At 59.0% G+C, this 13,472-nt stretch carries 4 protein-coding genes; all 4 read right to left on the reverse strand.

Features of this window, described 5'->3' with window-relative positions; genetic code table 11:
- Positions 1-77: 77 nt before the first annotated feature.
- Positions 78-7,769: a DUF7948 domain-containing protein gene (locus ACIX9_RS18900; RefSeq protein WP_013572702.1), complete on the reverse strand. Its 7,692-nt coding sequence runs from the start codon at positions 7,767-7,769 to the stop codon at positions 78-80.
- Positions 7,770-8,083: 314 nt separating this feature from the next.
- Positions 8,084-8,590 carry a hypothetical protein gene (locus tag ACIX9_RS18905; RefSeq protein ID WP_408609733.1) on the reverse strand — a complete coding sequence of 169 codons (507 nt, stop codon included), beginning with the start codon at positions 8,588-8,590 and terminating at the stop codon, positions 8,084-8,086.
- 62 nt (positions 8,591-8,652) lie between these two features.
- A complete protein-coding gene (locus tag ACIX9_RS18910; RefSeq protein ID WP_013572704.1) occupies positions 8,653-10,689 on the reverse strand; it encodes a type VI secretion system Vgr family protein in 2,037 nt (678 codons plus the stop codon).
- 107 nt (positions 10,690-10,796) lie between these two features.
- Positions 10,797-13,457 (reverse strand): type VI secretion system ATPase TssH, encoded by a 2,661-nt coding sequence (tssH, locus tag ACIX9_RS18915; protein ID WP_013572705.1) that lies wholly within the window; start codon positions 13,455-13,457, stop codon positions 10,797-10,799.
- Positions 13,458-13,472: the final 15 nt, after the last annotated feature.

Raw genomic sequence — 13,472 nt, forward strand, 5'->3', positions numbered from 1 at the left:
CCTTCTCGAACTGCCGGTTTAAGATTCAGTTGAAAGCCACGATAGCAGAGTCCCTTCAACTCTCGTCACGTGCGCCGTTAGTTTCCTGCCACCACCTTCACAGAGAACGCCGTGCTGTAAAGTATGCCGCTGCCGGTTGCCGGAGTAGCCGAAGCGCGGAAGTAATATGATCCGGCTGGGGTTACGGTCGTGGCCGTTGTGCCTGCGATGCCCCCTGATCCGCATCCGGAGAGTCCTGCCGCGCCAGTCAGCATCAATAGCAGAACCAGCAGGCCGAAGCGCTTCGGATACCGGCGGCGCATGACTGCAAATGGAATGAGCATCGCCGCCAACACACCGCCGCCAACCAGCTTCCAGGTGGGCAATGTGGCTGGAACCCGATTCTGTGCGTTCAGCGTGCCCGAGGTCACAACGTAGATCGCGGGATTGGTCGGCGCGGTCGCTGTGGTGAAGTTGGCGGGGAAGGTAATTGTTCCACCAATCTGGCAGGTCAACCCAGCCGGGAGCGGCGTCACAATGCTTTGGGTTGCCGAGTCGACGCCGAAGCAGCTCAAGGTATAGGTGCCACCCGTTGCAGTCGGAACGATATCCCCCAGCTTCCACTGGAAGCCAACGGTCTGGCCAGCGGTAACCGTCGCCGCCGCTGCCGTGTATCCGGTCAGCACCGTCGTTGAGGGAGAGGATGGCGTTGTGGCCGGAGGAAGAATGATGAGCCCGCTGCCGCCGCCGCTGATGCTAGGGGTCAAATCAGAGATATCGGCGCTGCTGAAGACAATCTCCTGAGGAGGATTGCTGCTTAGTCCCGCTATTGAAATCGGGCAAGGTGCGGGAACCGTTACCGGCGAGTAGGACCCAGGTGCGTTGCCGGGATCGCAGAAGTTTGCTGCTTTGTATACAGCAACGGCTAGTTGATCGGCGACCAGCTCAAAGAGAGTCTCCCCACCCTGAACCTCGTAAGGGACCGTGCTGTTGACGAACGCTGAACCTGCCGCGGTCGCCAGGGGCCCAACAACATGGCTTTGGCTCGGAATTAAAGCCTCTCCGCCGAAGATCCATGTTGTCAGCACTTTATTGTCATCGCAGGTGCCACGATTTGTCCCGACACCAGAAGTGCTTGAATCGGTATAACACGGATCGTGCTCGTTGTAGTCGTGAGCTGTCGGGAACAGGAACGACACCTCGGACACACCCTTACCGGGGGTCGAAGAGATCGAAGCGCTGTTCGGTGTTTGGTAAGGAGCGAAATTGACCGGCTCCAAGACCGCGACGGTGAGCGGAGCAGTCACTGGTGCAAAACCATCTACCTGTCCGCAGACCATGGCGGGCTGGCTTTGCGTCGCGGGGAAGCCCGCGAACGAGGTATACGGCAACGCGCTGCCGCCTGCTTCGACGTAGCTTGTGCCGGTCAGAGGCTTCACGAGTGTTGTAATGTCGCCTGCCGGAGCTGGGATATTCGGCACCGTATGGATGAAGTTGGTAGAGGTGTATCCAGCCAGCGGCCACAGCAGAACACGCTCAGGTTTCGCAAAGCCATCCGAAAGCGCGCCTCCCGCGGGGTTCGCGAAGCACAGGTTGGTTGGGTTTCCGCTGTTCACCAGCGCGGCCGTCGTTCCAAGCGTATAGAAGTTTGGAGCGGCAGAGCCAGCCTGATAGAGAGGAATTGCCGTCTTCGATCCGCGCGGGTCAGGCGAAATGCCCATAGGCCGTGCGGCAAAGCTGTTCGTGGTAGTCTCCGTCGTGATTCCCGGAGCGGCAACCGCTGCGAAGGTGAGAGTCGCAGGCTGTGTGCCCGTGCTGGAGAACGGCGCCACGATGAAGTTGCTGCCGGACGGAGTATTGACCACCGTCACTGCAGGTCCGCTCACCGGAGTAAACGTCGCACCGGTGGTATCAACGATGCCCGGATCCATCAGCGCGGAGTAGGCAAGGGTGGCAGGCAGAAGCTGAGAGTTCACCCCTGCGAGCGTGCCCAGCTTGAAGTAGCCGTCCACGTCGATGACCAGCGCCGAGCCTGGCAATTCAGACAGCGGCGTAACCACGGAGGTCGGGCTAATGGTCGTTGATGTAGTTGCACCATACGAGCAGGTGCTGGGCAACGGTGTATCCGAACCCGGCGTGGTCGTCGTGCCCATGGCGCTTGAAGCAAGGTTCAGCCCTGCTGGCGGTACCACGGTGAAAGTTGGCAGGCGAGAGATGTTCGGCCCCGAGTTCTGCACATAAACCTTGTAGCGCAGGCAGTTGAAGACCGGTGTTCCTCCACCGACGCTCGGTTCAGCTTCAGCGATGATCGGGCCGTTTGCTCCCGCTGTCAAAGGTGTCTCGTTGGTCATCGTCTGCCGCGGAGCGCCCATGAGGATCAGGTGCGCGGCGCGCTGGATGGTATAGGCAGCCAGTGCAGCGCTCTTAGAGTCAGTTGCAGGGCCCGGATCGACTACCTTGGCGGAAGAAACCGTCGCATCACCCGGTGCGGACGTGACCGAATAGGTGCTGACGCCGTTTCCGAGATTGTCGAGTCCGGGAGCGTTGTCCTGGAACTTGCCCTGATACACGAACTGGACCGAGCTGGTACTTTCAAACGCCCCGGTCTTCGAAGCCCCGGCCGCAAGCGCAATGGGAGCGGTCGCAGTTCCGTAGGTGCAGATGATCGGCAGGCTGGTGCCCTGTGTGACGATGGGCAGCGTCAGCGCCGAACCGTCTGCCTTGGTGCACGTGAGTCCGGGGACGGCTGCAGTGGTCGGCCCCAGGTTCGCAGCGTTATCCGGTGCGACGGACGATCCTGCGACGAAGTAAGTCTTGAGGACAGTAAAGTAAGGCGGCAGAATATCAGCGAACTGGACACCCACCGCAGTGTTTACACCACCGTTGGCGAGAGTGACAGCATATTCAATCTCATCATTGACGCCAAAGGCTGCCTTCTTTTCGTCGAGGTTGGGGTCCTTGTCCACGAACGGAGAAACCGCGACCGCTGAGTTGCGAGTCTTCCGGACGAGAAGGTGCGCTGAACGAACGACGTTGACGGATGCACCCTGGCTTGTCGCATCTGAAGCCGAAGGATCCACGGCGAAGCTGGTCGTGGAAGCGGCCCCTGCGAGCGTCACCGCCGCCATCGCCTGTTTTGTTGCGGCTAACCCAGTAATGTCATCGGATGCACCGTTATCGATGAACTTCCCGGAGTATGTGATCGTTACGGCGGGAGTCGTGATGGTTGCAGGAGTGGAACCTACCCGCGCAGTGGCCGTCTTGGCGGCGACCGTGCCCAAGGCGCAGGTAAGGACAGCCGGCGTCGCTACCGGACCCGTGACATATCCCGTGGTCAGGGGTGAGGTGACGGCGGTCCCGTTGATCGTGCACGTAACGCCTGCGGGAATCTGTAGTTGAGTCATACGGAAGTAAGCCGGCAGCGTATCGGTCAGGACGACGCTTGGCGCATCGTCCAACGGGGAGTTGCCTACGCTGATCGTGGCCTTGATCGTGTCGTTCACACCTGGCAGCAGACTGGCTTTATTCTCTTCCAGGTTGATCGGTGACGAAGGGGTGCTCCCAACGAGACTGATCACCTTTGTGGTCACCAGGTGGGCCGCGCGGTCGATTTCGATCAGCGGCAACGCCGAGTTTCCGGCGGGCGCGCCGTTTGCGCTCTCTGATAGACCGAACGAGCCCAAAGTTGCCGCGGTTGTGACGAAGACCGCATTGGCCGGAACACTCGTGGCGTCCGAGGCGGCTGTTCCCATGATGGTTACAGTCGTGGGGGTCCCGATGGTCGGGTCGAAGGCGATGTTACCGCTGCAAAGAATCTGGTTCGACGCATTCGGTGCGCTGCATGTGACTTTGCTCCCAAACAGCGGTGTCGCTGAGGCTGTCGTATTTCCTACCGTGAAGACCAGCGGGTGGGCTCCGCTTGCGTTCGTAGGAGCGGACGGAAGGTTGATGGTGAACTGAGCGCCCACCGCAATATTCGGACCCTGGTTCTGGACGGCGAAGGTGTAGTTGATCGTATCGCTGCCATCACCCGTCTTCGACAGATAGATGCAGTGACCATTCCCTCCCGCGCACGTCGTATCCAGCTGGGGTAAGCTTGCCCCGAGGTTGAGGATAGAAAGAACTGCGGTGCGTTGGACTGTCGTGCTGGCAGAGGTTGCATAATCCGGCCCTCCGGCGGTCGCGGTAGACTCAAAGTCCCCATTCAGCGTGGCCGTCGCAGAGAACTTCTCAGCAACCGCAGCCGCCAGGATACCGGCGTTGTTCTGGTTGTCCAGGAACTTTCCGCTGATCGTATAGGCCGGTGACGCGCTGCCTCCGGATGCGATCGCCGCGATGTTGATGGTGCAGACAACCGGGGTCCCGTTTCCGCAGACGAAGCTTCCGGTGCTTGTCGGAGTGAAGCCGGTGGGCAGAGTCACGGTAAGGACATCAGTGCCGCTTGTAGCGCTCGGCCCATTGTTGCCGACGGTGACGGTGTAGGCGATCGAATCACCCAGGTTGATCGCGGTGGAAGAGGGCGACAAACTGCTGCCAAGCACGAGGTGAACACCGCGTTCAATCGGCGTCTTCGGCGCGTACGACAGGTCTCCCGGAGTGGAGAGCGTCGAGGAGACATGCGGGGTAAACGAATCGGACGATATAGCGCTCGCAGCGCCGGCCAACTCTGAGTCGGGAATGTATCCCGTGATGGTGTAGATTGCGCTTCCGCCTGCGGTGATCGTCAGCCCTGTGCATCCGTTTGTGTCGCAGGTCCCGATCGCACCGGGGGAAAGCGTCGCGCTGACGATTTGGAACTGGTTCGTGAGTGCAGGGTTCAGTTTGAAGATCGCGCCGGTTGCATCTCCCCCGATGGGCGCAGTATTGGAAATCGTAAAGGCGTAGCTGACCTGGGTTGAGGGGAGTGATCCGCCGGTATTGGTCGTGAAGGCGTATCCGGCAGCGGGAACCGTGGCCTGCGCCGTGATGGTAAAGCTCGCTGGAACCTGGATGTTGCTCTGTTCAGATGAACTGGTCGTGTCAGATCCGGCATCGACTGCGGTCGCAGTCAAGATCAGCGAGCTTGTAGGCTGTGCCGTGAGCATTGCCGGTAGTGTCACAAGCAGCGTATCGTTGGTCCCGCTGGTCGTCTGGGGGAAGGCCAGGAACGTGCAGTATGCATCCCCGCTCGCCAAAAGAGTGCATGTCGCGCCAACGTTTTTCGTCGGATCATTAACATCCGTGATCGTAGGAGCCGAGTAAGTCAGACCCGTGGTGGCCGGGATCTGGACGATGATGTCCAGCGGAGTCAGCAAAGCTGTACTTGAGTCAGTCAACTGCCAGAGGTATTGAACCGCAACGTTCGTTCCCGCATAACCGATCGGATCAGGTGTCCCGGTCACGGGTGTCGGCGGTGCAAGCGGCGAGACGACCGTCGCATCACTCAGCGGAATCGCCGTAAGGGTCAACTGGCTCGGAGCTGAGTTGGCGATCTCCGCGACATAGGCGGACGCGATGGCCGGCGTCTTGGCACTCTTCTCAAAGGCCGAATTAGCTCCGGGTGGCGTGTAAGCAGGGAAGAGGGACGCTGCGATGTTCGCGGCCAGATAAGCATTGTTGCTGCTGTCCAGGGCCAGGCCGATGCCGGTATCAGGTCCCGATGGGCTGCCGACGTTCGCAATATAGTTCACCGCGCTCAGCGCAGCCGGCAACTGAATCACGAAACCATGCTTTGAGCTGACCAGGGTATTATCCTGCCCAGCCGGAAGGACCGGGGTGGTCGGTCCGCCCAGCGCCACGGCCGGGGGATAGCTCATCGTCTGGGACGAGGTCGAACTGCCCCCCGCGTAGACCATGCCGTTCGTGTCAACACCGCCAGCGTTGATGACATCATCACCACTGCCGCCAAGGTAAGTCACCACGAGCGGCTTTCCGGTCTGATCCACACTGACCACAAAGCCGGAGTTATTCGTTGTCGCCGATTTGGTCAGCGTGCCGGACACTGGAGTGGCACCCACCTGACCTTGCGTTGGTGTCGTGACCGGGGTGTCCGTGTTGAAGTAGGTATAGGTGACGTTGGCCCCAGGAAGATCTGTGGACGTGGTCTGTCCGAAGATCAGAAGGTTTCCGATACTGCTCTTGGTTGATGTGTCCAGCGCGATGCTATTCAGTTGATCGCTGCCGCTGCCGGCCATCCAGACGCTGTACCCGATCGTCGCCTGCGTTGCCGTACCCGTCGGGAGAATCTGCGCCGCAAATGAGTTGTATGCGCCTGCGGGCTCCCCGGCGTTCGGTTGGTTCATCGCTCCGGAGCTATAGGTACCCGCTTGGGGGAAATCGCCGACGGTGTAACCACCCACGTAAATGGAAACTCCCGCCGGGTCGGCAGCCGCGCTGCTGATCGTCGTAAAGGGATTGAGCGTATCTCCCATGAGATAGGAGGCGAACGTGACGGTGTTCGTTGCGTTCAACTTAACGATCACGCCTTTCGTAACGGGGACTGCGAGCGTCGGAGCGTCAACGACAATCGCATCGGTGGTAGTTGCCAGCGCGGATCCCGTGCTGTTACCAACGGCAATCACATTCCCCAGACTGTCGCTCGCCACTGCGGTGACGGCGCTGATGCCCGTATCGGCAACTCCGCCCGTGGCGGCCGCAAAGGGCATGGTGCTGTTGAACGTTCCGTCCGCAGATTTCAGAAAGGAGAGGAAGCCAGTGGTTGGTGTTGGGGTGACGGCCGGGGTCGTCACAGGCGCGGTAGTTCCGCCGACGACCACGACAACCCCCGCCGGGGTCGGCTGTAGAGCAAGCGCCGTAGTCTTCGAGTCAACCGCGTCGACACCCACATAGGTCAGCCATGACACCTTTGACCCTTTGTCGGTGTTGTTGAACCGAGCAACAAAGTAAGCAATGCCTGTTGTTTCTCCGCCTGAATTGTCCGTCGTCGCGGTCACGCCGAAATCAGCCGCGGGAGAACGGGTATAGCCCGTCAGAAAAACATCTCCTGCGGGATTGGCGACGATGGCCGTGGCCGTCGAGTCTGCGCTTCCGCTGAAGTAGGTTGCATAGACGATCACGGGATCGATCACAAGTTGGCGGGAGTGATCATAATCACCCAGGGCAAAACGAAGGCTTCGCGAGGAAGCATCCCCGCCGAGAACAAAATCAGCCGCTACCTCAACGTGCTTGCCCTCAGGAGTGATCTGGTAGGCGACCGGCTTTTTGAGGCGCAGCTCTCCCGATTCAGCCGGAATCAGCACCTCGCCCTGCGCATCCAAAGTCGCCTTGTCGGCACCGCTCAGGTGCATGGAGATCGCAGACGCATCCGCCCCGGGAGAGACGAGAAAGTCGTGCTCGATCGCTTCACCGCTCGCGTAGAACTGCGCGTCGATACCGGGGTAAACATGATTCAAGCCGATACGGCTATAGTTCCTGATCCCCGTCTTGAAGTCGGACGGGTCTTTGCCCATGTAATAGTTCGTCAGCAAGGGAGCCGTGGTGATCCCGACCGGTGCCGTCGCGGAGCTTCCATCAAATGTCATCACGACGGAGGAAGACTTATGCGCTCCTGGCAGTGAAAAGCGCAGGTCCTTGGACCCGATCGCGACGCTGTAATGCTGCGTTCGCCCAAGAAAGCCAACACCCGCCGCGAGCTGTCCCGCGTTTTCTTCGAAGGCGAGCGGAAGCGTGCGATCCAGTTGCTTGTGTCCGGAGACGAGCGGCTTGGGAGCCTGCGCGCTGAGGGAAGCAGTGACGAAAGGCAGAAAGGCGGACAAAGATGAAATCAAAAGAGTGTTGCGCAGCGAAGCCATACCGGCACCTTAATTGCTCGACCAATAAACATGGAACAAAACCCTTTTGAGAAAAGGGAGAGATCGGCATTTGGTTGATGGAGAAAACATGATGATGATACAAACCAGCATCTGGAGGGTCAACAAAAATAGAGATGAATAATTCGCATCAGTTACGTCCCTTTACTCATCCGTTATCAATCGGTTCAGGATAGAGGGGCAGGCGTGCCAGGTACGTTTCCTCTCGAGGCAGTCCTATCCTGAGACTCAATCAAAAGTCCGTTCAGACATCTATATTCTCAGCGCCAATCTTTAACTCAAGTCGATCAAAATCATCAGGCTTGGGGTGCGTTCACGGCAGGCTCCGGCGTGATGTGCAGGCCTTTGACAAATGCGTCGTAGTCCGGCCGAACCGCCTTGAGTTCAGTTTCCCGCGTTGTCAGGGTAATGATCCCTACCCATCGCCCGGATCGAACATAAGTCTGCGCATGCAACATGCTGCCTGCGTTCTCCGGAACATGCCGAACGAAGAACAGGCAAGCCTCCTCAGCACCCGGGAACTCCATCGGCTTTGGTCCTGCCATGGTCGGATCATCAAGGTGATGCGCGATCAGCTTGGACTGAGCTGCAATATACCCCGCAAGATCGTCGGCTTCGCCAAGCTCGTCTTGTCCCAGCGACACATTGGCAACAATGCTCTGGGCGTCGACGGCCATCTGTCGAATCCCGAAGTTCGCCACATAAAGCCATCCCCGCGGCAGGGCCGTGACCAGCCATCTTCCCACGGTGGGGAAGTTCGTCTCCGCGCTGGATTGGTCCTGGGGCTGGGTCAAAGTTTCCACCTGATACTTGGATCGAATGCTAGGGATGCTCACCGTGGGCCTCGATGGAGGCCCACGGAAATCTACATCTTGCCGCCCTTGGTGCCGTCGTCGGCCTGGTCGGGAGCAGTCGGAGGATCGGGATCCACGATCGTGCCCGCAGTCCCAGAGACAGCGGCGCCACCGCTATTGATCATCACCATCGTGCCCGAGATCGCAATCCCGGCCGGCCCAATCGTGATAAACCCGCCTGCCCCCTTCAGACAAAGCTCCATCCCGCTTTCGATCACCAGCGTCATCCCGGCTTTGATGTACACCTCCATCCCCGCATCCATGGAGTAGTTCATCCCGACCTTCTCAGCCATATTCGTTCCGACCTGAAGCGATACGTTCCCACCCACCTTCTCATTGCGGTCCGTACCCACATCGAGACTCATCTTCTCTTTGATCTTTTCAACCTTGTTCGCGTTCAGCGTTGAATGACGATCTCCCCCCGTTTGATCGTAGTGAGATCCGTCAACCATCACCGACTTCAGGTTCTTGACGTACTCGCGGTGATCGTTCTCAATCCGATGATCCATGTCGTGCTCGGCGTTGATGAAGATCTGCTCGCTCCCCATCTTGTCCTCGAACCGCAGTTCATTCGCATTCGCAGCGCCACCACCCTGACTGCTTCGCGTCAGGATTCCGCTGCGCGTGCTCATGTCAGGCAGTGCGTACTTTGGAACATTGGTCCCGTTATAGACCGAGCCCACGATGATCGGATTATCCGGATCGCCATTCAAAAACTGAACAATGACCTCATCCTCCGTTCGAGGCCAGAAGTAAGTGCCCCACCCATTCCCAGCCCAGGACTGCGCCACCCGAACCCAGGTGTTGTCGATCGTATTGCCGTCCGGCCGCTGGTAGTCCCACCAGAACTGCACGCAGACACGCCCCAGCTTGTCGATGTGAATATCCTCGCCCTTGGCCGTAACCACGAATGCCGTCTGCGGTCCATGAATCAGCGGCTTTGGGGTAACCAGCCGGGGACGAAATACAAGGTCGCTTGAAACAGCTGTAAATCGATTGCGATACTCCCCGTCGTCTCCCCCCGTCGTGCTTCGGTAGGAGGGAATCTGGTCCACCTGGTGAGATATCTCCGTCAACAGGTACTTGCGATTCCAGGCGTCGTTCGTATGGTCCGTCATCGTGAACGTATAGCCGCTTGTCATCGTGCGTGCGCTGGATACCCCATGAAGGACCTCTGCCTCCAGGTCGCTCGCTCCCGCACGGTTCGCCAGAAATCCCTTCGCGTGCTGCGGGGTCGAAAGCTGCTTTGTCTCCAGCTTGACGTATCCTTCTTCGCCGCCGGGCCAGTAGTAGTTGCTGAACGTGTTATTCGCGAACGTGCTTGTGGTCGGCACGCCATCCACCTTATTCGGGTCGAAGGTGCGATAGTCGTAGTCGCCGGTGATATGGCGCCCCGTCACCATCGTCGCCGTTGAACTGAAGTTCTGGATGGAAGACACATACCGGTCCTGCGAAACATCGGAGTTCGGCGAATACGTAACGGTGTTCACAAGCGGGCAATCCGCATAGGCAGTCCGCGAGTTGCCGAAGTTCACCTTGTTGTCGCTGTCCGAGTGTTCAAACCAGTAAAAGATGCCGTGCTGCTCCGCCAGGCGCGAGATGAAGTTGAAGTCCGTCTCGTTGTACTGCGTGCAGTAGTCGAGCGCCTGCAGCGTCCCTTCCGTCTTATCGCCAACGCTCAAGCCGTAGGGCGTAATCACAGCCTTGATAATGTCCATCACGGTCTTGCCTTGGAAGACACGGCAGTTGGTCGCCAGTGTCAACTGCCAGAGAGAGGGAACGATGTGGACGTGATACACATCGAAATCGGTATCCCCACCCATCTGCACAAACCCATTGACCATGCCGTTGATATACCGGCTGCCCTGCGTCTCGACCAGCGAGATCTCCACCGTAACCTTTTGCCCCATGATCGCCGACAGCTCGATCTCGGTGCCGGCGTCCGCCAGCAACTCGCCTTGAAACTCGAATAGGCGCGAGATTCCTTCCGTACCTTCCAGCGTCTCGATCACAAGCTCATCCGGCCCCAGAGGGCTGGTGAATTTCATCAGACGATCATCCTGCGATTGCGATCCCATAGTCGACCTGCTCCGGGTCTCCCCGCTTTCTTGCGCGCGCCGCACGCCTCAAACTGAGGCGTGCGGCATGCCAGCCTTCAGGCTGCCTTTGCCACTTCCTGCCAATCGTACGTCATCTTACCGTCCGCCACGGAGATCGCGACACTCTCAATCGTCTCGCCCTCCGCCAGTTTCCCGAGCATCTGCCGCGAGATCTCGGGCAGCATCGTATTGGACAGAATATTGTCCACGTTTCGCGCACCGCTTTCGACCTCCGTGCAACGCGACGCCACCTCGTTCAGTAACGCATCGTCATACGTCATCGTGACCTTGTGCGTCTCGCGTAGCCGCTTCTGGATCTTGCCAAGCTTCAGCCGGATGATCTGTTTCAGAGCTTCATCCCTAACAGGGAAGTAAGGCACCGTGATCATGCGGCCCAGGAACGCCGGCTTGAAGATCTTGTTCAGCTCCGGCTTGATCGCCGCCAGCAGTCCATCGGAGAACGGCATCGTCTCCGGATCGGCGCACAGCTTCATCAACGTATCCGTCGCTGCGTTGCTCGTCAGCAGGATGATTGTGTTCCGGAAATCTATCTCGCGGCCCTCACCATCCTCCATCCGGCCCTTATCGAACACTTGGAAGAACAGCTCCAGCACGTCCGGATGAGCCTTCTCGCACTCATCCAGCAGCACAACGGAGTAAGGACGGCGACGCACAGCCTCGGTCAGCACACCGCCCTCGCCGTATCCCACATAGCCCGGAGGCGAACCCTTCAGCGTCGATACCGTATGTGCTTCCTGGAACTCCGACATGTTGATCGTGATCATGTTCTTCTCGCCGCCGTAGAGCAGGTCGGCCAGCGCGATCGCCGTCTCCGTCTTGCCCACGCCGCTCGGTCCCACCAGCATGAAGACGCCAATCGGTTTGACCGGATCGTCCATATTCGCCTTGGAGGTGAGAATGCGTTGTGCGATTGCAGCCAGCGCATGGTCCTGTCCGATGACACGCTTCTTCAGGTGTTCGGCAAGCGTCAGCACAGTCGAGATCTCGTCCTTCATCATCTTGCCCAGCGGAATGCCCGTCCAGGCCGAGATCACCGCACCGCAGATCTGAGCGTCGACCGAAACGCTCATCAGTCCGGTTTCACCCTGCAGTGCCAGCAACTCTGCTTCAAGCTCGCCCAGCTTCTTCCGTGCCTCTGCCGCGGCTGCCTCGTCCTTCTTCGGTTCAGCCTCAAGCTCGATCTGGATCGTGCGAATGCCGGAAACGAGAGCCTTCTCTTTCTCCCAGCGCTCCTTCAACTCTTCAAGCGTCGCCTTGTTCTTGGCGATCTTCTCGTCGATCTCGGTCACACGTTCGCCATGGCTAGCGCCGATCACGTTCTCACGCTCCAGCACCCGCTTCTGCACCTCAAGGCTGTCGATCGTCCGCAGAACGTCTTCCAACTGAGGAGGCATTGAGTTCTGTCCGAGAGCCAGGCGTGCACAAGCCGTATCCAGAACGCTGACCGCCTTATCCGGTAACTGGCGACCGGCAATGTACCGGTGCGAGAGCTTGACCGTCGCGACAATCGCCTCATCCAGAATCCGCAGTCCGTGATGCTTCTCGAGCGAAGCAACAATTCCACGGAGCATCGTGCAGCAGACCTCTTCGCTCGGCTCCTCGACCTTCACAACCTGAAAGCGCCTCGCCAAAGCCGGATCTTTCTCAAAGTACTTTTTGTACTCAGACCACGTCGTTGCAGCAATCGTTCTCAACTCGCCACGTGCGAGAGCCGGCTTCAACAGGTTGGCCGCATCGTTCTGTCCCGCCGTACCGCCCGCGCCGATCATCGTATGCGCTTCGTCGATAAACAAGATGATCTTCTCGGTCGAAGACTTCACCTCGTTGATCAGTCCCTTGAGCCTCTGCTCGAACTCACCCTTCACGCTCGCGCCGGCTTGCAACAACGCCAGGTCGAGGCTGTACAGGTGAACTCCCTGCAGTGCCGGGGGCACATCACCTTGAACGATCCGGTTCGCCAGCCCTTCCACGACAGCGGTCTTACCCACACCCGCCTCACCGGTCAGGATCGGATTGTTCTGCCGGCGGCGCATCAGGATGTCGATCATCTGACGAACCTCAGCATCGCGTCCCAGCACCGGGTCGATCTTTCCGGCCTTCGCGTTACCGGTCAGATTCACGCAGTACTGATCCAGATTCGGAGTCTTACCCTTGCCCGCCGCAGGCCCATCGCTGGTCGTCGCGTCGCCCGTTCCGCCCGTTGGCTTCAGACTCGCCTGTACCTCGCGCGAGTTCGCCACGATCGTATAGAAGTCCTTACGCAGCCCCTCTGGTTCAATCTTCTGTAGCTCGCGGCTGATCTCTTTCACGGCGCGTGCAAGGTCCTCGTGGGTTAGTAGCGCCAGCAGCGTAAAGCCCGTACGTACGCTGCCCGCATCGTACTCGATCGACGCCACAGTCCACGCCTCCGCCAACATCTTCACCAACTGAGGGCTGAACGCCGGGGACCGCGCATTGCCCGTCTTGATATTGTCCAGCGCCCGGTCCAACTCCTTCGAGAGTCGCGACTTATCCACGCCGTAATGCTTTAGGATCGACGCGATATCGTTATCGCTGCTCTCCATCGCCTTCACGAGGTAGTGCTCGATCTCGATGTCATAGTGCGTGCGAGACATGCACAAACCAGCCGACGCTTCGAGCACGCTGCGGGTCGTATCGTTCAACTTCGCAATCAGGGACTTCAGATTCAGACTCACGGGGATAGCCTTTCT

The sequence above is a fragment of the Granulicella tundricola MP5ACTX9 genome, from assembly GCF_000178975.2.
GTDB classification, from domain to species: Bacteria; Acidobacteriota; Terriglobia; order Terriglobales; family Acidobacteriaceae; genus Edaphobacter; species Edaphobacter tundricola.

Coding starts and splice junctions, on each gene's coding strand:
- ACIX9_RS18910 (WP_013572704.1), bottom strand. CDS start 10,689: ATGAAATTCACCAGCCCTCTGGGGCCGGATGAGCTTGTGATCGAGACG.
- ACIX9_RS18900 (WP_013572702.1), bottom strand. CDS start 7,769: ATGGCTTCGCTGCGCAACACTCTTTTGATTTCATCTTTGTCCGCCTTT.